At 67.0% G+C, this 20,290-nt stretch carries 16 protein-coding genes and 1 pseudogene; 7 read left to right on the top strand and 10 right to left on the bottom strand.

Annotated elements, in window-relative coordinates; all coding sequences use genetic code 11:
* Positions 1-5: 5 nt before the first annotated feature.
* The 4 genes and pseudogenes from ACYVAN_RS03790 to ACYVAN_RS03775 all read right to left on the bottom strand — a co-directional run bounded on the left by ACYVAN_RS03790 (position 6) and on the right by ACYVAN_RS03775 (position 2,607).
* A complete protein-coding gene (locus ACYVAN_RS03790) occupies positions 6-185 on the bottom strand; it encodes a hypothetical protein (protein ID WP_460955663.1) in 180 nt (59 codons plus the stop codon).
* 101 nt (positions 186-286) lie between these two features.
* Entirely contained in the window at positions 287-397 is a 111-nt protein-coding gene (gene pqqA / locus ACYVAN_RS03785; protein WP_460955661.1) for a pyrroloquinoline quinone precursor peptide PqqA, read from the bottom strand.
* A gap of 48 nt (positions 398-445) precedes the next feature.
* A pseudogene (locus ACYVAN_RS03780) lies at positions 446-2,131 on the bottom strand (PQQ-dependent dehydrogenase, methanol/ethanol family).
* Positions 2,132-2,145: 14 nt separating this feature from the next.
* Positions 2,146-2,607: an MSMEG_3727 family PQQ-associated protein gene (locus ACYVAN_RS03775; protein ID WP_460955659.1), complete on the bottom strand. Its 462-nt coding sequence runs from the start codon at positions 2,605-2,607 to the stop codon at positions 2,146-2,148.
* A gap of 756 nt (positions 2,608-3,363) precedes the next feature.
* Between ACYVAN_RS03775 and ACYVAN_RS03770 the strand changes: the two genes are divergently transcribed.
* On the top strand, positions 3,364-3,792 hold the full coding sequence (locus ACYVAN_RS03770) for a GlcG/HbpS family heme-binding protein (protein ID WP_460955657.1): 429 nt from the start codon (positions 3,364-3,366) through the stop codon (positions 3,790-3,792).
* A gap of 263 nt (positions 3,793-4,055) precedes the next feature.
* Here ACYVAN_RS03770 and katG read toward each other — a convergent pair whose 3' ends face one another.
* The 5 genes from katG to ACYVAN_RS03745 form a co-directional block, all read right to left on the bottom strand.
* Positions 4,056-6,284 (bottom strand): catalase/peroxidase HPI, encoded by a 2,229-nt coding sequence (gene katG, locus ACYVAN_RS03765; protein WP_460955655.1) that lies wholly within the window; start codon positions 6,282-6,284, stop codon positions 4,056-4,058.
* Positions 6,285-6,300: 16 nt separating this feature from the next.
* Positions 6,301-6,747 carry a Fur family transcriptional regulator gene (locus ACYVAN_RS03760; protein ID WP_460955653.1) on the bottom strand — a complete coding sequence of 149 codons (447 nt, stop codon included), beginning with the start codon at positions 6,745-6,747 and terminating at the stop codon, positions 6,301-6,303.
* A gap of 156 nt (positions 6,748-6,903) precedes the next feature.
* Complete coding sequence (locus ACYVAN_RS03755) at positions 6,904-8,325, bottom strand: mannitol dehydrogenase family protein (protein WP_460955651.1); 1,422 nt, start codon at positions 8,323-8,325, stop codon at positions 6,904-6,906.
* A complete protein-coding gene (manD, locus tag ACYVAN_RS03750) occupies positions 8,322-9,536 on the bottom strand; it encodes a D-mannonate dehydratase ManD (protein ID WP_460955649.1) in 1,215 nt (404 codons plus the stop codon). Before manD ends, ACYVAN_RS03755 begins: the two co-directional genes overlap by 4 nt.
* A 14-nt stretch (positions 9,537-9,550) precedes the next feature.
* Entirely contained in the window at positions 9,551-10,669 is a 1,119-nt protein-coding gene (locus ACYVAN_RS03745; RefSeq protein ID WP_460955730.1) for an MFS transporter, read from the bottom strand.
* 91 nt (positions 10,670-10,760) lie between these two features.
* On the opposite strand from ACYVAN_RS03745, the gene ACYVAN_RS03740 reads away from it, so the two are divergent.
* The 4 genes from ACYVAN_RS03740 to ACYVAN_RS03725 all read left to right on the top strand — a co-directional run bounded on the left by ACYVAN_RS03740 (position 10,761) and on the right by ACYVAN_RS03725 (position 15,963).
* Positions 10,761-11,474, top strand: a complete 714-nt coding sequence (locus tag ACYVAN_RS03740) for a GntR family transcriptional regulator (RefSeq protein ID WP_460955647.1) — start codon at positions 10,761-10,763, stop codon at positions 11,472-11,474.
* A gap of 303 nt (positions 11,475-11,777) precedes the next feature.
* Positions 11,778-13,175, top strand: a complete 1,398-nt coding sequence (locus ACYVAN_RS03735; protein ID WP_460955645.1) for a TrkH family potassium uptake protein — start codon at positions 11,778-11,780, stop codon at positions 13,173-13,175.
* Complete coding sequence (locus tag ACYVAN_RS03730) at positions 13,168-13,842, top strand: potassium channel family protein (RefSeq protein WP_460955643.1); 675 nt, start codon at positions 13,168-13,170, stop codon at positions 13,840-13,842. The genes ACYVAN_RS03735 and ACYVAN_RS03730 overlap by 8 nt, the downstream gene beginning before the upstream one ends.
* A gap of 357 nt (positions 13,843-14,199) precedes the next feature.
* A complete protein-coding gene (locus ACYVAN_RS03725) occupies positions 14,200-15,963 on the top strand; it encodes an FAD-dependent oxidoreductase (protein WP_460955641.1) in 1,764 nt (587 codons plus the stop codon).
* A gap of 28 nt (positions 15,964-15,991) precedes the next feature.
* Here the strand turns inward: ACYVAN_RS03725 and ACYVAN_RS03720 are convergent, their stop codons facing one another.
* Positions 15,992-17,371 (bottom strand): helix-turn-helix domain-containing protein, encoded by a 1,380-nt coding sequence (locus ACYVAN_RS03720; protein WP_460955639.1) that lies wholly within the window; start codon positions 17,369-17,371, stop codon positions 15,992-15,994.
* Positions 17,372-17,811: 440 nt separating this feature from the next.
* Here ACYVAN_RS03720 and ACYVAN_RS03715 point away from each other — a divergent pair, with 440 nt between their 5' ends.
* Both ACYVAN_RS03715 and ACYVAN_RS03710 read left to right on the top strand, forming a co-directional pair.
* Positions 17,812-18,231 carry a hypothetical protein gene (locus tag ACYVAN_RS03715; protein ID WP_460955637.1) on the top strand — a complete coding sequence of 140 codons (420 nt, stop codon included), beginning with the start codon at positions 17,812-17,814 and terminating at the stop codon, positions 18,229-18,231.
* A 160-nt stretch (positions 18,232-18,391) separates the two neighbouring features.
* Positions 18,392-20,260, top strand: a complete 1,869-nt coding sequence (locus ACYVAN_RS03710) for a hypothetical protein (RefSeq protein WP_460955635.1) — start codon at positions 18,392-18,394, stop codon at positions 20,258-20,260.
* Positions 20,261-20,290: the final 30 nt, after the last annotated feature.

Below are 20,290 nucleotides of genomic sequence, written 5' to 3'. Positions count from 1 at the left end.
TGGATTCACACCTCCAGCCCGTCGGTGGCCACTTCCATGCCACGCCGCTCGAGGACGCCACGCTCGGCGGCGTCGTCCGGATTCGCGTCGATGTGGACGTGGGTTTCGTTACCGGTGTTCGGGCATACGCGGTTCCACTGTGGAAACCTCCCGCCTGCAGCTGATTCGAACACCCGTACCCCCATTTCGGTTCTCCTCCGCGCCCCGAGGGCTCCACCGGGGTGGGCGCGGGCGCCGAATTCCACGTCCGGCGCCCGTTCCTCACCGGCTGGTCCTCCCGCCGCTGCTAGTCCTCCCATTGCGCGACGTACATCGTGACCTCGGCCGCGCATCCGACTTCCTCGAAATCGGGCGTCTCCCACTCGAGGACCTCAGGTGGAGCGGTAGCGGAATCCATGACTGGCACCTCCTCTCCGTGCTCTTCGGGTACGAGCTCCGGTACGAGCTAGTCCTGCGGGAGGGCGAACACGAAGAGCGCGTCTCCGTGCGGCGCGCCGAGCAACCCGGGCAGGAAACCTTCGACCCAACTCCCCCACCCGACCGGAACAGCGATGTACTGCCGTCCGTCGATGCTGTACGTCGTCGGGCTGCTGTGGTGCCCGCTGCCCGTCTGGAAGTACCACAGCAGCTCCCCGGTGTGCGCGTTGTACGCGTTGAACTCCCCGGTGGGTTCGCCGGTGAACACGAGGTCGCCCGCGGTAGCCAACACCGACGCGCACATCGGCACATCGTTGTCCCAACGCCACACTTCCTCGCCCGTGGACGGGTCGATGGCCTTGACGGAGCCCCGCATGTCCGTGGAGTCGACGGTGACGCTCGCACCCCAGTACGGAATGCTTTCCCGGAATTCCCTGCGCCGTAGCGTGACTTCGGCGCCGACGTCCTGCACCGGCACGTAGAAGAGCCCCGTCCTGGGGCTGTACGCCGCGTGCACCCATTCCTTGCCGCCGGCCGGCCCCGGCCAGAAGCGCACCATTTCACCCTCTTTCTCGGGATACACCTGGGGAGTCACCGCTCCGTTGGCGTCGATCTCGCCCCATGTGATCCGATCGACGAAAGGTGCCACCCGGACCAGCTCGCCGTTCGTGCGGTCCAGGACGAAGAAATACCCGTTCTTGTCGAAGTGCCCGAGCAGCTTCCGCCCGTCCTCTTCGAACAGGATGTTCTCCATGGTGCTGTCGTAATCCCACAGATCGTGCGGGTTGTACTGGTAGTGCCACCGGATTTCGCCGTTGTCCGGGTCCACGGCGATCACGCTGTCGGTGTAGAGGTTGTCACCCTCACGGGCAGCGCCGTCGAAGTCCGGTGAGGGATTGCCGGTTCCCCAGTACATGAGGTTCAGCTCCGGGTCGTAGGTGCCGGTAACCCAGGGGTTCCCGCCTCCACGTGCCCAAGCCGGGCCGTCCGGCCAGGTCTCCGAACCGGGCTCGCCGGGTTTCGGAACGGTGTAGCAGCGCCAGGCGGGCTGCCCGGTGTCGAGATCGAAGGCGTCGAGGTGCCCGCGCACGCCGAACTCCCCGCCGGAACTCCCCACGACGACCAGATTCTTCACCACCAGGGGAGCGACGGTTGCGCTCTCACCGGCCCGAACGTCCCCGTACGTGGCATCCCACAGACACGCCCCGGTCGCGGCGTCGAGCGCGAGGACGTGGGCGTTCAAGGTGACGACGAAGACCTTCCCCTTCGCCACGGCCACTCCGCGATTCACGTTGCCGCAGCAGAGCGACGTGTCGTACGGCACTTCGTGCTTGTACCGCCACAGTTCCTTCCCGTTCCGGGCGTCCAGGCACCACACCCAGCCGTCCCAGCCCGAGATTTACATGATTCCGTCCACGACGACCGGTGCTGCTTCGAACGAGTAGGTCGTGGGGCCCGCGTACATGCCTGCGGAGCCGAACTGGAAGACCCATGCGGGTGTCAGCCGCCGGACGTTCTCGGTGTTGATCTGATCCAGGGTGCTGTACCGCTGCCCGTCGTAGGTGCCGTAGTACGTCAGCCAGTTCTGCGGTTCCGAGCGGGCTTCGAGGATGCGTTCGTACGTGACGTCCTGGACCGCCGACGGCGCGTTGCCGACGATCGCGCTCAACGAAGTCTGGTTGACTGCGTGCCCTGCTTGTACGTATTCCGTCATCACCCGAGTCCTTTCTACGGGCGCGGTTGGTGCGGGCGGTCGAGGCGAGCCTGCTGCGGAACGTCCCCCAGCACGACGATCGCTCCGATCAGTCCCCGACCTTCGTCGTTGCCGATGGGGGAGCTGAACCAGTAGTAGCCGGGGCCGTCGAGGTTGAGGCTGGCCGTTCCGTGCGAATAGACCGGCAACCAGAGGAACTGCCGGTCACCGTTGCTCGGTAGGAGTATGCAGTGCGTGTTCTGGTCATCGTTGAAGAGTTCGAGGTCGAGGTCGCCACCACGCGGCAGGACGAGGATCGAAGGATCCCAGATCAGCTCGTCCGGCGGGATCCGGAGCGTGGCCTGCATGCGCCCCTCGGCTCCCTCTTCCGCATGCCTGAGGCGGCCGTGGGTCACGAGTCGACCCAAGGTCGCGTGGTTCTGCTTGTCCAATCCGATCTCGTTCACCAGCGTCGATAGATCCGCTGCGGCCGTCATCGACCTCACCTGCCATTCCCGAGTCTTCAACTCGTACCCGTCGGCGGCGTCACCGCCGCTATCGGCGAGTCTTGTAGTGCGGGACGAGCGGAGGTCGATATCTGCAGTTGACGCACCCGGTCGAGCGCGGCTCAGCGGAATTGGAGACCACTCGGCCGGACGAGTTCCGGCGCCGGCCCTACGAAGTGGCCCTCACCCGCATTCGGCCCCCGTGTCGACAGTCGGTGCAGACGGCCCCATCCAGCTGACGCTGCTGCATCAGCCCGCCTACTACCGGCCTGCACTCCCTCTTTGAGACGCCTGTTGGCGACTGCTCGCGGACGAGGTCCCCCACGTGCGAGCGTGCTGCCGCCCGGGCGGCGTCCGTCCGGACGACCGGTCCTGATCGGAGTCGCGGGATCCGCGGTACGTGTTGCGCAGTCGCGAGGTCCAGCCAGCGACTCCGACCGCGGACGGGATCGCGTTCCGTCCGCGTCGATGTTCGGCGGCTCGCCGCCGCCCTGTCATGGGCGCGCACCGCGTTGTCAACACCGGACAGCGCAGAACGGGTGAGGAAGCCGGAGCTGACCGCGAGGTGACCGATGCCGACTGTTCCAACCGCAACCGGCAAACCCGTCGACCTCGCTCGAGCCACCCGACCCTCCTCGTCGCGTGCGTTCCACCGCAGAAGCAGAATAGCCCGAGTTTCGTGCCTTTGTCAGACGGATCACACTCGGATGGGTTGGTTCAACGCACATCGACGAACGGGGGGTTCGTATGGCGGACGTCGCGACGATCGCGGACGTGTCGGTCGAACACGCGGAGGCGATCATGGAGGCCAGCGTGGGCAAAGCACGCGAGCTGGGCCTGTTGATGAGCGTCGCCGTGGTCGACGTGGGTGGGAATCTGAAGTCGTTCCTGCGCATGGACGGGGCCTGGCTGGGCAGTATCGACATCGCGGTGAAGAAGGCGCGCACGGCGCGGTTCTTCGACATGCCGAGCGGGGACCTTGGGCCGCTCGCCCAGCCCGGTCAGCCCCTTTATCACATCGAGTTCTCCAACGACGGTCTGATCACCTTCCCCGGTGGCATTCCGGTGAAGGACGGCAACGGCCAGGTGGTCGGTGCGGTAGGCGTCAGCGGCAGCACCGTCGACAATGATCAGACCGTGGCGCAGGCGGGCGTGTCGGCGTTCGAGGCGGTGTAGCCCGAAGCGACGGGGAGCGCGGAGCGCGGGGCCGTCGGTCCGGCCCGGGGCGTGAGGCTGCCGGCTTCGACCGGTGAACCGTGCGGGTTGGCGGCCACCGTGCGGCGAGGTCGGGAACGGCGCGCTGACGAGCGTTCCGCTCCCGGCGTTTCGCGGGTGGGCACGGACACGACGAGACCCCGCCCTTGCGGACGGGGTCTCGTCGACCGTTTCGGAATCAGGACGTGCAGCTCACCCCACTCGGGGTGGCCGGCACGTCCGGATCACGCGAGGTCGAAGCGGTCGAGGTTCATCACCTTGTCCCACGCCGCAACGAAGTCGTGCACGAGCTTCGCCTGCGCGTCGTCGCTGGCGTAGACCTCGGCGAGCGCGCGCAGCTCGGAGTTCGAGCTGAAGACCAGATCGGCACGGCTGCCGGTCCACTTGACCTCGCCCGAGGCGTCGAGAGCCTCGAACGTCTGCGCGTCCTCCGACGTTGACGTCCACGTGGTGCCCAGGTCGAGCAGGTTCACGAAGAAGTCGTTGGTCAGCGCACCCGGAGTATCGGTCAGGACACCGAGTTGCGAGGAGTCGTAGTTCGCCCCGAGAACGCGGAGACCACCGACGAGGACGGCTGTTTCCGGCGCGCTCAGCGTGAGCAGGTTCGCCTTGTCGAGCAGGAGGTACTCGGCAGGAAGCCGGTTGCCCTTGCCCAGGTAGTTGCGGAACCCGTCCGCGGCGGGCTCGAGCGCCGCGAAGGACTCCGCGTCGGTGTGTTCGGTCGACGCGTCGACGCGGCCCGGCGTGAACGGCACCTCGACGTTGTGACCGGCGGCCTTCGCGGCCTTCTCGACGGCGGCACATCCGCCGAGCACGATCAAGTCAGCCAGCGAGACCTTCTTGCTCCCGCTCTGAGCGGCGTTGAACGACTCCTGGATGCCCTCCAAGGTGGTCAACACCGTCGTCAGCTGTGCGGGGTTGTTGACCTCCCATCCCTTCTGGGGCTCCAAGCGGATGCGCGCACCATTGGCGCCGCCGCGCTTGTCGCTGCCGCGGAAGGTCGAGGCCGACGCCCACGCGGTGGAGACCAACTGCGAGACGTCGAGGCCCGAGTCGAGGATCCGCGCCTTCAGGGTGGCGATGTCCTCGGCATCGATCAGCTCGTGGTCGACAGTCGGGAGCGGGTCCTGCCACAGCAGGGTCTCGTCCGGCACCTCCGGGCCGAGGTAGAGCGACTTCGGCCCCAGGTCACGGTGGGTCAGCTTGTACCACGCCCGGGCGAACGCGTCCGCGAACTCCTCCGGGTTCTGGTGGAACCGGCGGGCGATCGGCTCGTAGACCGGGTCGTAACGCAGCGCCAAGTCCGTGGTCAGCATCGACGGTGCGATCTTCTTCGACGAGTCGTGGGCGTGCGGGACGGTGCCCTCAGCCGCGCCGTCCTTGGGCTTCCACTGGTTGGCGCCACCCGGGCTCTGGGTCAGCTCCCACTCGTAGCCGAAGAGGTTCGCGAAGAAGCCCATGCCCCACTGGGTGGGGGTGCTGGTCCAGGTGACCTCGAGGCCACTGGTGATCGCGTCGGCGCCCTTGCCGGAGCCGAAGGCGTTCTGCCAGCCCAGACCCTGCGCTTCGAGCGGGGAGCCCTCCGGGTCCGCGCCGAGGTTGCTGTCCGGCGCCGCACCGTGGGTCTTGCCGAAGGTGTGGCCACCGGCGATCAGCGCGACGGTCTCCTCGTCGTTCATCGCCATGCGGCCGAACGTCTCGCGGATGTCGCGGGCCGCCGCCAACGGGTCCGGATTGCCGTTCGGCCCCTCCGGGTTGACGTAGATCAGACCCATCTGGACCGCGGCCAGCGGGTTCTCCAACTCGCGGTCACCGCTGTAGCGCTCATCGCCGAGCCAGGTGGTCTCCGGGCCCCAGTAGACGTCCTCGTCCGGCTCCCAGACGTCCTCCCGGCCCCCGGCGAAGCCGAACGTCTTGACGCCCATCGACTCCAGCGCGACGTTGCCGGTCAGGATCAGCAGGTCGGCCCAGGAAATGTTCTGGCCGTACTTCTTCTTGACGGGCCACAGCAGACGGCGGGCCTTGTCCAGGTTGCCGTTGTCCGGCCAGCTGTTCAGCGGCGCGAAACGCTGCTGCCCGGCGCCGGCGCCACCGCGTCCGTCGCTGATGCGGTAGGTGCCCGCGCTGTGCCAGGCCATCCGGATCATCAGCGGGCCGTAGTGGCCGAAGTCTGCCGGCCACCAGTCCTGCGAGGTCGTCAGCACCTCCTCGATGTCCCGCTTCACGGCGGGGAGGTCGAGGTTCTTGAACGCCTCGGCGTAGTCGAACTCCTCACCCAGCGGGTTGGCCACCGGGGGGTTCTTCGCGAGGATCTTCAGGTTGAGCTGGTTCGGCCACCACTGGCGGTTTCCCCCGCCCTCGGTCGGATGCGGGGCGCGTCCGTGCACGACCGGGCACTGGCCGCCGCTCGCCTCCTGGCTCTCGCCAACAATGGTGTCAGAACTGTCAGTCACGAGAATCCTTTCAGGATCAGTGGGTGTGTTCAGGAACTGAGTCGGGGGAGCAGGCGGGGCACAGTCCCCAGTAGATGACTTCGGCCTCGTCGATCTCGAAGCCGTGGGATTCGGACGCGTCCAAGCACGGCGCGTCGCCGACTACGCAATTGACATCGGCGATGGCACCACAGGACCGACACACGAGATGATGGTGATTATCCCCGACGCGTGCCTCGTATCGAGCCACCGAACCCATCGGCTGGATGCGGCGCAGCAAGCCCGCGTCGGTCAGCGCGTGCAGCACGTTGTAGACGGCCTGGTGGGACACCTTGGGGAGATCTCTGCGAACGGCACCGATAATCGAGTCGGTGTCGGCATGTGGCAGGTCATGAACTGCGGACAGCGCCGCTACGCGTGGGCGCGTCACACGCAGCGCGGCCTCGCGCAACATGTGCTCGAAGTCCGCAGTCGTCGGTTGCACGTAGGCAGTCTGAACTATTTTCTATAATCAATCAAGTATCGTACGCGTCGCGCAGTATTAGCGCCGAAGGTCCGACTTCCAGGCACGACGAGGCGGGCCCCTCTCCGCGATGGGAAGGGGACCGCCTCGCGCTGACTCGGGTCAGGACGCGTGGTGTCAGAGTTCTCCGGCCAGGACCGCGGCCACCCCGTCCTCGCGCAGCCGGACGTAGACGTCGATGACCGCTCGGCGGAACTCCGGATTCTCGGCGAGTTCCGGGGTGAAGATCTGATCGATTCTCAGCAGTCGTTCGGCCTGAGCCGCGGGCGGGCCGTCGATTTCGGCACGGAGCAGATCGGCCAGCGGGTCGTCGAGATGTTCGGCGGTGGTCACGTGCCGCATCCACGCAGCCACCCCGAGTGCCACCCGGTTCGGAGTGGCCCCTGCGGCCAACCGCAACGCGGCGGTTTCCAGCAATCGGGGACGGAGCTTCTGCGAACCATCCATGGCGACTTGGGCCGTGGTGTGTCGGAGCGCCGGGTTGGCGAATCTGGCCAACGTCGCCTCGCCGTACTCGCCGATGTCCACTCCGGACGGTGCCTCGAGCACCGGGGCGACGTCCTGGTTGATCAGGTTACGGCAGGCCGCGCTCAGCAGCGGATCGGCCACGGCCTCGGCGATCGTGCTGTACCCGTGGGCCAGACCCAGGTAGGCCAGAACGGAATGGCTGGCATTGAGCACCCGGAGCTTGAGCGTTTCCCACGGTGCGACGTCCGGGACCAGCACCGCGCCCGCAGCCTCCCACTGTGGCCGGTCGGTGGCGAAGTCGTCCTCGATCACCCACTGCCGAAACGGTTCGGTGACAACCGCCGCCTCGTCCCGCGGTCCGATCGCCTGCTGTGCGGCCTTCAAGTCCTCCTCGGTGGTGGCCGGCACGATCCGATCGACCATTGTGGACGGAAAGCGGACGTTCTCGGATATCCAGTCGACCAACTCCACCGACCCCGCCGCGTCGATGAACTCGCGCACCAGCCGCTGCAGAGCCTGGCCGTTGGACGGCAGGTTGTCACAGCTGACCACGGTCACCGGCCCGGCGCCGGATTCGGCGCGGAGCTGGAAACCGCGCACCAGCTGCCCCACCACGGTGCGGGGTGCGCGCCCGGTGAGATCGGCCGCGACCTCGGCGTCGTCGAGGTTCAACGAACCGGTCGCAGGATCGTGCCGGTACCCCTTCTCCGTCACGGTCAGCGTGATGACGCGAACCTCGGCACGCGCGAGCAAGGCCACCACCGCCGCCGGAGCGGAACTGCCGTCCAGCACCTCGCACAGTGCCGAGACCACTCGCGCCGGTGCGGCGCCCACACCTCGTTCCAGCACCGTGTAACGGCAGTCCTGCGGGGCCAGCCGTGCGGCCGCGCTGCCGCTGCGCTGCGTGACACCGCAGATTCCCCAGCGCAGGTCACCGGTCGCCGACATGGCGTCCTCGGTGAATACCGCTTGGTGAGCTCTGTGGAACGAGCCCAGTCCGAGGTGCGCCACCCCCACCTGCTCCGGTATCGGTCCGCTCGGCGCGGTTCGTGCGGACAATCGTTCGCTCACCAGTCGTGCACCGTTCCGTCGCGTCGCCGGTTCACCGGGAGATATCGGGGGTCGTAGGGGAACTTCGCCGCCGCATGCTCATCCACTTCCACACCGAGACCCGGTGCCTCTCCGGGATGCAGGTAGCCGTTCTCGAAGGTGTAGCCGGTGCGGAACACCTCCGACGCAGGCTCGGCGTGGCCCATGTACTCCTGGATGCCGAAGTTCGGCACCGCCAGGTCCATGTGCAGCGCGGCTGACAGTGACACCGGCGAGAGGTCACCCGCGCCATGCGAACCGGTCCGAACCCCGTAGAGCTCGGCAAGCGAGAAGATCCGCCGCAGGTGGGTGATTCCGCCCGCGTGCGACACCGAGGTGCGGATGTAATCGATCAAACGTTCGGTGATCAGCTGCTGGCAGTCCCAGATCGAGTTGAACACCTCACCGACCGCGATCGGTGTCGTGGTGTGCTGCCGAATCAGCCGGAACGCGCTCTGGTCCTCGGCCGGGGTCGGGTCCTCCATCCAGAACAGGCGGTGTTCTTCCAGGTCCCTGCCCAGTCGGCCGGCCTCGACGGGGCTCAGCCGATGGTGCGAGTCGTGCAGCAGGTGAAAGTCGAAGCCGAACCGCTCCCGGACCGCGCCCAGCACTTTCGGCGCGTGCCGGAGGTAGGAATCGGTGTCCCAGCGGCTTTCCTCCGGAACGGCGGACGAGGCCGGCTCGTAGACCTGCTGGCCCTTACCCGGCACGCCGTAGGTCTTGTCCACGCCGGGCACCGATGCCTGCGCGCGCACCGCGAGATAACCCTGCTCCAGGTGCGCGGCCACATCGTCGAGCAACGTGGGGATGTCCTCGCCGCTGGCGTGCGCGTAGACCATGACGCCGTCGCGGGCGGCGCCGCCGAGCAGTTGGTACACGGGCAGCCCCGCTACCTTGCCCTTGATGTCCCACAGCGCGAGGTCGACCGCGGCGATGGCCGTCATCGTCACCGGACCACGCCGCCAGTAGGCGCCTTTGTAGAGGTACTGCCAGGTGTCCTCGATGCGCTGCGAGTCGCGCCCCTGCAGTATCGGGCATACGTGGTCGCGCAGGTAGGAGGCGACCGCCAGTTCGCGGCCGTTGAGAGTGGCGTCCCCCCAACCCACCGCGCCGTCGGCGGTAGTGAGTTTGAGCGTGACGTAGTTGCGCCCTGGTCCGGTGATGATGACCTTCGCGTCGACGATCTTGGACAACTCGGTCCTTTCCTTCAATGGGATTCGTAACGCGGCCAGTCGGCATATTCGTTGCCGCCGCGACGGTTCGGCGCGGTTTCCGGAAGCCAGAGCAGTCCGACCAGGCTCAGCACGATCAGTGCCGCCACGTACACGGCCACCCAGACGAATCCGCCGCCGGCCAGGACCAGCAGAGCCGAAGCGACGACAGTGAACGGGCCGCTCGCGATCATCGCACCGAACTGCCACACCACCGACACGCCGCTGTAGCGGGCGCTGGAGGGGAACAGCTCGGGGAAGAACGACGCCTGCGGTGCGTAGGTTCCGGCGTGCCCGAGCGCCAATCCGGCGATCATCAACAGCGTGATCACCACGGTGTTTCCGCCTTCCACGGCCAGGAACGCGGGCACCACCAGCACGAGGTTGAGCACCGCCGCGCCGATGAAGGTGGTCCGGCGGCCGATGCGGTCGGTGAGGCTGCCCCAGAACGGCAACATGACGAGCTCCGCGATGATCGCGATGATCACCGCGTCCAGCACGATGCCGCTGTCCACGTCGTGGGCCTCGGCGTAGGAGACCAGGAAGATCGTGTAGAGCGGGAAGACGGCGGCCTCGACGAACTTGGCCAGCATGCCGCCGAAGACCTCGCGGCGGTGATCGCGCAGCAGTGCCTTCAACGGCGCCTGCTGCGGCTTCTGCTGGTCCTTGACCGCGCGGAAGGTCTCCGATTCCGGTACTCGCAGCCGGATGTACAGGCCGATGACCACGACCACGGCGCTGAGCAGGAACGGGATGCGCCAACCCCAGGATATGAACGCCGCTTCGGACAGCTGTGATTCGAGCACGGCGAACAGCACGGTCGGGATCAGGTAGGCCGCCGGGGACCCCATCTGCACGAGACTGGCGTAGAAACCGCGCTTGCCCGGTGGCGCCGCTTCGGCGGTCAGCAGCAGCGCGCGGCCCTGTTCTCCCCCGGCGCCGAAGCAAGAAGACCTCGTTGAACACCAATGCCGAGGCGGTGCCGTAGATGAAGAAGTCGTAGTACTCGGCGATGGTGCCGAGCACCGATGCGGCGACCGTGCGGCGCAGCGTTTTCCGGCCCTCGGTAGCTGGCGGTTCCGGAGTCGGACCGCCGGCCCGAGATGCGAGGTCAGCCGGCATCGACCCTCCTCAGGTTTGACATACCAGCGCTACCATACAAGGGGTGGGATGTCAGAAGTCAAGGCTATCGCTAGGCTCTGCGGGATGGCGGCGAACGCAGGCAAACCTTCGGCACGAGTGACGGTGCACCGCGAGATCCGGCAGCGCATCGTCACCCTTGCACTGCCACCCGGGCATCCGCTGTCGGAGAACGAACTCGCAGGCGAACTCGAGGTTTCCCGCACGCCGGTGCGCGAGAGCTTGCTGCTGCTGGCCGAAGAGGACCTGGTGCGGGTGTTTCCCAAGTTGGGGTCGTTCGTCGCCCGCGTCGATCCGCAGCGGATCGCCGATGCGCAGTTCATCCGCGAAGCCGTGGAGGTCACCTCGCTGACCGACGCGGCCGTCCGCTGTACCGATGCCGATCTGGCCGAGCTGCGCGAGATCCTGCGGCAGCAGCGCGCGGCAACCGATGACGTGGAGCGGTTCTTCGAGTTGGATGAGGCCTTCCATCAGCGACTACTGGCCGCAGGCGGGCACCTCAACGCTTGGCCCACGGTCGAGTCGGCCAAGGCGCACCTGGACCGCGCCCGTCGACTCGGCCTGCGAACCGTGAGTCCGGTTTCGGCACTGATCGACCAGCACGCCGAGATCGTGAACGGTCTCGCCGCGGGCGACCTGGAGGGCAGCGTGGTGGCCCTGCGTCAGCACCTGCGGGCGGTTTTCGAGGACGTCGAACGCGTCCGTGCCGAGTTTCCCTCCCTCTTCGTCGACGGTGCCGAGGAACGCCCGATTCGTCGCAGCATCACTGTGCTCCGATAAGTCGGCGGGGTCACCGGAGCCTGCGGACCACGGGTGAAGACCGGTCCCTCTGCCTGACCGGCGATGTCCCCGTGCCGTTCTGCGGTGCCACGGGCGACCTGACTGCCGTCGGAGGGTGCGTTCGGTCGCGGGCGGTCACCCTCGTCCGCAACGAAGAGGCGCGCGCCGTGTGACGGGTCCGTGGCCGGGTGTGAGCTACGACAGGTGCCCGCCGACGTGCTGTGCGGTGTACGGATAGGGGAGAGTAGGTTCCCCGCTCGGTGAAACTGGCGTGTTGCGCGACGGCTGGGAGCCTGTGTGATCGTGCGTAGGGCACTCGGGCCGACGCTGTCCGGGCTGAGGGTGATCGGGAGTGCGGCCCGCCGGCTCATGCCAGACGGGAAGCATCCCGCACGGGTAGTCGTGGCCGGTTTCGGTCTGGCCGTGCTGATCGGCACCTTGTTGTTGATGTTGCCGATCGCGAGTGAGAGCGGCGCGGCTACGGGGTTGGTGGCCGCGGTGTTCACCGCGACCTCGGCGGTGTGCGTGACCGGCCTGATCGTCGTCGACACTCCGGCGTACTGGTCGACCTTCGGCGAGCTGGTCGTCCTCGGGCTGATCCAGATCGGTGGCTTCGGCATCATGACCCTGGCCTCGTTGCTGGGCCTGCTGGTCACCCGGCGGTTGAGGCTGCGGATGCAGCGCAGCGCGCAGACCGAGACCAAGAGTTTCGGACTCGGTGAAGTACGGCGGGTCATCGCCGGGGTCATCGTGCTGAGCGTGGTGGTGGAAGCGCTCACGGCGATAGCACTATCCGTTCGATTTGCCATCGGCTACGGGGAAGAGGCTGGTCGGGCTGCGTACCTCGGCGTCTTCCACGCCGTCTCGGCGTTCAACAACGCCGGGTTCGCCCTGTACTCGGACAGCCTCGTGCGGTACGCCACCGACCCGTGGATCAGCGTGCCGGTGCTGGTCGCGTTCGTGCTCGGCGGCCTCGGCTTTCCGGTGCTGTTCGAGCTCGGACGCCATTTGCGACGGCAAGGCCGCCGCTGGTCATTGCACGCGCGAATCACACTGATCACCTACGGCACGCTCGTGGGAGTCGGCGCGGTTGCCGTGCTCGGACTCGAATGGACGAACCCGGACACGCTCGGACCGTTGAGCGTGGGGGGCAAGCTCCTGGCCGGAACCTTCCAGGGCCTCACCCCGCGCACCGCCGGGTTCAACACCGTCGAGGTGGGGGACATGCACTCGGCGACCCTGCTGGTCACGGAAGTCCTCATGTTCATCGGCGGTGGCAGCGCGGGTACTGCGGGCGGAATCAAGGTGACCACCTTCGCGCTGCTGGCCTTCGTCATCCTCACCGAAGCTCGCGCCGAGCCGCACGTGCACATCATGGGGCGCAAGATCCCCGTTCTCGTGCACCGCCAAGCGTTGACCGTCGTGCTGCTCGGCGTCGGCATGGTTTTCGTCGCGACCCTGACCCTGCTGGTGCTCAGTCCGTTCGGGCTCGACGCCGTTCTGTTCGAGTCGGTCTCGGCCTTCGGGACCGTCGGACTGTCCACCGGAATCACGACTGAACTACCCGCGTCGGCCCAGCTCGTATTGGTCGTGCTGATGTTCACCGGCAGAATCGGGCCCATCACCCTGGCCTCCGCGCTCGCCCTGCGTGAGCGCGGCCGCCGCTACGATCTACCGGAGGAGCGCCCCATTGTTGGCTAGGAACAGCAACAGCGATCGGCGGTCGCGTGTCGTGGTCATCGGCCTGGGTCGGTTCGGCAGCTCGCTGGCCCTGGAACTCGTCGAGCGCGGCTCCGAGGTACTGGCCCTGGACACCAGGGCGCATCTGGTGCAGCAGTTCTCGGATGAGGTCACCCACGCCGCCGTTGCCGACAGCACCGACCCGGAGGCACTGCGCCAGCTCGACGTTCCCGACTTCCGGCGCGCCGTCGTCGCCATCGGCGATGATCTCGAAGCCAGTATCCTGACCACCTCGATCCTGGCCGATTTCGAGATTCCCCACATTTGGGCCAAGGCGGTCAGTCGTCAGCACGGACGCATCCTGGAACGCGTCGGCGCCCACCGGGTGGTGCTGCCCGAGCACGACATGGGCGAGCGTGTGGCACACCTCGTCACTGGGCGGATGCTGGACTACATCGAGTTCGAAGACGATTACGCCCTGGTCAAGACCCGCGCTCCGGACGCAGCCGTGGGTTACCCGTTGGGGCAGTCCCGAGTTCGCAGCAAGTACGGCGTCACCGTGGTCGGCATCAAACACCCGGGCAAGGGGTTCACCTACGCCACCCAGGACACCGTGCTCAACCACGGGGACATCATCATCATTTCCGGCCGGGACCGCGACGTGGAACACTTCGCCGACCTGACCTGAGACGGCTCGTCTCGGAGGGGTTTCCCGAGATCAGCGGCTCGGGCGGGACGGCCGGTTCCGCCCGAGCCCATCGTGCCGATCACGCGTTCCGGGTGTGGGTTTGGAAGACTTCGTCGACCGGGGTGTCGGCGAAGTGGTTGGTGTGGTTCGACAGAATCTTCATCACGTTCGGGCGTGGAACCGGCGGGAGCACCCTTCATCAGCCTCCACGGCACACGACGACGCGCGCCGCGATCAAGATCACCCGGCCCTGCTTCCGTGGGTGCTCCGTCGGTAGTCTGCTCACGCGAAAGATATTGCGTTTGAGCAGACCGTGCGCCGTCAACGTGCGGTGTCGGCCCGAGGAGGGAAACGCACGTGACCATCGTCGAGACCGACGTGCTGGTTGTCGGCAGCGGACCGGCAGGTGCATCCGCAGCCCTGGCTCTGAGTACCTACGGCGTACCCAACATCCTGATCACCAGGGAAGAGCAGCTCGCAGGCACGCCGCGAGCACACATCACCAACCAGCGGACGATGGAGGTGCTGCGCGACTTCGGGCTGGAACAGGCAGCGGCCGGTCAGGCCACGCCGCAACACCTGATGGGCAACACCACCTTCTGTACGACGATCGCCGGTGAAGAACTGGGCCGCATCCGCACGTGGGGCAACGATCCGATCACCCGTGCCAACCACGAGCTTGCCAGCCCATCCCGGATGTGCGATCTTCCCCAGCACCTACTCGAACCGATCCTGGTGAACGCGGCGGTCGCGAGGGGAACGCGGCTGCGCTTCAGCACGCAGTACCTTTCGCTCGAGCAGGACGAGGAAGGCGTGACCGCCACGGTCGTCGACAAACTGCGCGGCGACGAGTACCGCATCCGGGCGAAGTACCTCATCGGCGCGGACGGAGCGCGCAGTTCCGTCGCGGCGGACGCCGGGTTGTCGATGGTCGGCCAAATGGGTGTGGCAGGAAGCATCAACATCGTCTTCGAAGCAGACCTGGCCCGGTACGTCGAGCACCGTCCGAGCATCCTGTACTGGGTGCTGCAGACCGGGGCGGACGTCGGCGGAATCGGCATGGGTCTCGTTCGCTGCGTGCGACCGTGGAACGAATGGTTGGTCACCTGGGGCTACGACGTCGAAGCGGGGCCGCCGGAACTCACCGACGAATACGCGGAATCGGTCGTGCGCCTGCTGCTGGGCGATGACGAGACCCCGGTCGACATCAAGTCGGCATCGGCGTGGACGGTCAACCACATGCACGCCGAGAGCTACTCCGCGGGCAGGGTCTTCTGCGCCGGAGACGCCGTCCACCGCCATCCGCCGTCGAACGGGCTCGGTTCCAACACTTCCATCCAGGACTCCTACAACCTGGCCTGGAAGCTGAAACTCGTCCTGAACGGAACAGCTTCGCCCGCGCTGTTGGACAGCTACTCGGACGAGCGGGTTCCCGTCGGCGAGCAGGTGGTCGACCGGGCGAACCGGAGCATCCTCGACACCTCGCGGATCTTCGACGCGCTCGGTCTGCTCTCCACCGAAGACCCGGAGCAAATGCGCGAGAACGTGGCCGCGCGCAAGCAGTCGACTCCGGAGGCGGAGAAGCAGCGCCGAGCACTGCGGGAGGCCATCGACTTCAAGAAGTACGAGTTCGACGCCCACGGAGTGGAACTCAACCACCGTTACGTCTCCGGTGCGGTGGTGGCGGGGGATTCGGACCGGTCGCAGGTGTTCGGCGACGACCCCGAGCTGCGTCACGTGCCCACGACGACGCCAGGGGTGAAGCTGCCGCATGCTTGGCTGACCGAGAACGGCCGTTCCGTGTCCACACTGGATGTCGGGGGCGGCGGACGCTTCGCGCTGTTCACCGGACCGGGCGGGCAAGCATGGCTGGATGCCGTGAGCGCGTTGGCCGAGGCATGGGGCGTTCCGCTGGTGACCGCATTGATCGGTCCGGGCCGGCGTTACGAAGATCCGTACGGAGACTGGTTCCGGGTCAAAGAGATCACGGACTCCGGATGCCTGCTCGTCCGTCCGGACAACCACGTGTGCTTCCGCAGTGCGCGGCTCGCCGATGATCCGGTCGCACGGCTCGAGTCGGTGTTTCGATCGGTGTTGGGGTGGAGTGCGTTCCCACGCTGATCGCCGAACGGACTCCCGGCGCCTACATCTACGCGCCGTGCTCGGCCCGAACACGCTCGGCCGCAGCGTCGATTGCCGCCTCTGAATCTTCTTCGGACAGTCGCTCGGCCGCGAAAGTGCGCGCTAGGTGGTGGATCCGGTAACAACCGGTGCTGGTGTCCAGCTGCAGCATGCCGTTGTCGGCAAGTGTCGCGAGGGCCTCCTCCGCGGTCCACAGGTCGAGTCCGGCCGCCGCACCCGCCAACGGAGCGGTTACCGTCGGAGCCGGTACCAAGCCCAGGCGGCGAAAGACCATTCTCGCCACGCTGTCGAGCGTGCGGTACGAGGCGGTGAATGCCGACCTCATCTGGATGTCGCCCGCCACCAACGCCGAAAGGGCTTGTCGCGGATCGTCGAGCCGGTCCGCAAGGTGCCGGACAGTCCACTGTGGTTGACCCGTGAGCTTGTTGGCCGCGATTCGCAACGCGAGCGGAAGGTCCCCGCAGAGCGCGGCGATGTCGGCGATCGCTGCCTGTTCGATGTGCACGCGCGCATCACCGATGACATCGGTCAGCAGGGCGACGCTCTCGTGTGGGGCGAGTACATCGAGCTGCATGCGGTGAGTCGAGTCGATACCGGTCAGCGACCGCCGGGAGGTCACCAGCGTCGTGCAATGGTGGCCGCCCGGTATCAGTGGGCGCACCTGTGCCTCGTCGGAGGCGTTGTCCAGTACGAGCAACATTCGGCGATCGCCGACCAGCCATCGCCACAAGCTGGCGCGCTCGTCGAGTTCCCGTGGGATGTGCGGGTCGGAAGCGGTCGCCGCCCGCAGCAGTCGTTCGAGAACGGCATACGGAGCGAGTGGCCGCTCGTCCGTACCGCGCAGGTCGACGAACAGCCTTCCGTCCGGAAAGTCCTCCTGCCCTTCCTGGGCCAACGCCGTGGCCAACCTCGTCTTGCCCACGCCGGGGAGCCCGCTGACGATCGCAACCGGGCCGTGGGAGGTCGACCCGGTAGTCATACGTGTGATGTTGAGCAGCTGGCCGAGCTCGGTGCCTCGTCCGATCAGCGCTCCGAGCGGGTTGGGAGCTGAGAAGAGCGTGCCGATCGGCCATGATCGATGCTCGTGACCGGTGCTTTCCCGCGTCGCGGACCGGCGCCGACCATGTCGTGCCGATTGGAGGAGGCGCTCGCGGTCGGAACCGGTGAGCGCCAGTGCTTCGGAAAGGGCCTCGACGGAGTGCTGTTGTGGCCCTCGGGTCCGCCGGCGCTCGATATTGCTGATGGCGCGAACGCTGACCCCGGATTCCGCGGCCAGTTCCTCTTGGGTCCATCCGGCAAACTTGCGGTATCGCGCGAGTAACCTTCCGAGGCTGGGCTCGGGACGGTTCGACTCGTCGTTGACCAAGCGCTTTTCGGAAGTTTCCACAGAGTTGGAAGGCTAGCAGCTGATCTTGCCGAGACGGGCGTCGGGCGCGGACGCCATCGGGCGAAAGACAATCGGCAGAACTCGCCGGGGCCAATTGTGCCGGTTCTTCTTCCTGGTTGCGAGACGTCCACCCCGATACGGTGACGGCGGTGGTGACCCTCTGGGAAACAGGGTGATCGCGCCGGTTTCGGCTGTGGCTTCCGGAGCGCATGGCCGGATGCGCGTTCGCATGTGGGCTCGTCCCTCGTTCGGTCCCCGGGTTGTTGAGCACGGTCGCTGGGGGAAGAACGGTGACGCTCCGAGCACCATGACGAGCTGGGCATCTCGTAACGGCGGGAGCACGGTCGTGGACGATCGGTAGCAGGGAAGGGCGATTCCGGGGCGGCAGCGCCTCCACAGACATCGAGCAGAAGAGCAACGGGTTGTTGCCTGGGGAGACAATGAATCCGGAAGCAGCAGGACACGCCGCACCAGCGGCCGGGTCCCAGGCTGGGAACAGGATGATCGGCGGACGCGGGATCGAGTCCGCCCAGACGGTCGAAGAAGGTCTGGTTCTCGCCCCGGAAGTGGGAAAGGAACTGCTGGCTGCTCTGGACCGGCAAATCGAGACAGTGGCGGAATGCTCCCGGCGTTCCCATGACATGGCCAGAGAAGCACCGCTGGGGAACAACGCCGTCGGTCTCGCGATGGCCGCGAAGTTCCGGGATCGAGCAGGTGGGGAGCAGCGTTCCTTGGACGCGTCCCTCGAACGGTATCGGGAGGCGCTGGAAGCGGCCCGGGACGGTGTACGTCAGGCCATGGACGGCTATGCCGAGCAAGAACGGGAACGGGCCTCGGAGTTCGAGCGCATCGAGGTGTGAAGATCACAACCACTCCGGCCATGTTTCGAGTCCCCAGCACCGCGAAGAGCGGGTCGGGGACGGCGTTGCCCGGCCACCGACCGAGTTCACGTCGTTGTGAGCTCTTGCAGCTGATTGCCAGCGGCGGTGCACTCGCCGCCGACATGTGAGGGAAGATTCCGTGAGCGACGAAGTGTCGCAGCCGGCTGCGCGCCCGGCTGGCACCGGGACCGAGCAGGCACCGGAAAACGATCGGGCGTTGACCGACTCGGTCAACTGGGCGGCCATGTCGCACCGCGAACTTTTCGCCGCGATCCACGAGCACAACGAGCCTGCGAAGGGGCACGAGCTGGCTCGCGAGTGGAGCGACCTGGCGGAGCGACTCGAGCAATCGTCCGCCGAGTTCGAGAATTCGGTACGGGCCAGCGAGGCCGGATGGCGGGGGCAAGCGGCCGCGGCCACCCGTGAGTTCCTGCTGGACTTGGCGCGAGGCGGGGTGAAGGTTGCCGAGACGTCCGATGGCGTCGGTAAACGGGTCGCCGACGAGAGCGACTTGGTGGAGCGCACCAAGGCGGCGATGCCGGAACCGCGCGATTTCGACTTCGACGAGGTACTTGAGGCCGGTTTCGCCGGAGGCGGGCTGGGGGGTCTCGTCCTGGCGATGGTGGCAATCAAACCGCTCAGCGAGGCAGCAGACTCCGCTCACCAGCAGGCAATCGACGTCATGACCGGGATGGAGGCGGAATCACGCCACCTGGACGAGACCACACCTGCCTTCGGGACGGATTCGTTCGGCGCGTCGATTTCGCCCGAGCGGAATCCCGGCGCGACGGGTGTCGTGTCGACGGGTGTCGCATCGGCGGGCGGTGGTTCCGCCGCCGCAGGCGGGGGAACCACCGCGACGGTGGCCGCGTCGGCGGGTTCGGAGCTTTCCGGGACCACCGCTGCGGCAGCGGCACGTCAGCCTGCGAGCGGGATTGCTCCCGGGCAGCCGGCATCCGGGTCGACCGGGGCGACCGAAGGTGTGGCCGCAGCGACTTCCGGAGCCGTTGCTACCGGTACAGCTGCTGCCGGCGTGCAAGCTCCCGCTAAACGAGATACCGAACAACGTGGGCCTGTCGATGTCGACCCGTCGAAACACGTTGATGCGACGACCCCGACTCCACCGTTGACCACCGAGTCGGCATCGGCCGCGACCGTGCCACCCGCGTCGGCCGGTGCGAACCAGGGCGAAGCCGCGCCCACCACCCGGGCGATGTCATCACCCGGTGGCACTGTCGGCATCACGCAACAGCAGGTCGCCGCCCCGCAGAGCGCGCGTGCGGGCCGGAACAGCGGCTGGCAGGGGACCATCCCGGCGACAAAATCCGGTTCGTCGACGAAATCCGAGCGCGAGTCGGCCCGGAAGGACCTCGAAGAGGCGCGCGCTTCGGTGCCTTCTCCCGAGGAGTACCTGTCGGAAGGTGTCGATGCAGCGGAACGCTCCGAGAAACCGGGGAGGGATCCCGAAGCGGAGAGGTCTTCCGGAGTCGCGAAAACGGCGGCGGAGCCCGGCAAGGTTCCCGAAGGGAGCGAAATGCCTGATCTCGGAAAGGTTCCCGAGATGGGCCAGGTTCCCGAGATGGGCAAGGTTCCAGGGTCGGGCCAGGTACCGGACGGCGAGCAACTGAGCGGATTCTCCGGTGGAGGATCGGGAATGCCGAGCGGTGGTGGTGCGGGTGCCGGGGTGATTCCGCCCACCGGAGACGGCGCCGCCGCGCCACCGTTGAAACCCGGTGGCAGCAGCAGCGCGACCCCGGTGACGGAGCCGTCCGGCGCACCGCAGGCAGCGGCCACTTCCAGCGCCGCTGCTGCGGGCGGGGGCGTAGCGGGTGGAGCCGGCATGCCGATGGGAGCAGGCGCCGGTGGGGCGCGGCAGGGCGGCGGGGAATCCGGCGATCGCCAGGCTCCGGGCTACCTGAAGGACCAGGAACTCTTCGACGGGAACGAGCGCAGCGCGCCGCAGGTCATCGACGAGAAATTCAAGAAGAAGAAAAAGAACGAAGGTTAGCCGACGACGGCGGGAAGCGAGATGTGCGTG

This window comes from Parasphingorhabdus pacifica, assembly GCF_054779195.1.
This window is presented reverse-complemented; position numbering and strand designations above follow the sequence as displayed.

Bases quoted from the DNA above. Each gene is read 5' to 3' on its own strand.
- ACYVAN_RS03790 (WP_460955663.1), bottom strand. From the start codon at position 185: ATGGGGGTACGGGTGTTCGAATCAGCTGCAGGCGGGAGGTTTCCACAG.
- pqqA (WP_460955661.1), bottom strand. From the start codon at position 397: ATGGATTCCGCTACCGCTCCACCTGAGGTCCTCGAGTGGGAGACGCCC.
- ACYVAN_RS03775 (WP_460955659.1), bottom strand. From the start codon at position 2,607: ATGACGGCCGCAGCGGATCTATCGACGCTGGTGAACGAGATCGGATTG.
- ACYVAN_RS03770 (WP_460955657.1), top strand. From the start codon at position 3,364: ATGGCGGACGTCGCGACGATCGCGGACGTGTCGGTCGAACACGCGGAG.
- ACYVAN_RS03740 (WP_460955647.1), top strand. From the start codon at position 10,761: ATGGCGGCGAACGCAGGCAAACCTTCGGCACGAGTGACGGTGCACCGC.
- ACYVAN_RS03715 (WP_460955637.1), top strand. From the start codon at position 17,812: ATGAATCCGGAAGCAGCAGGACACGCCGCACCAGCGGCCGGGTCCCAG.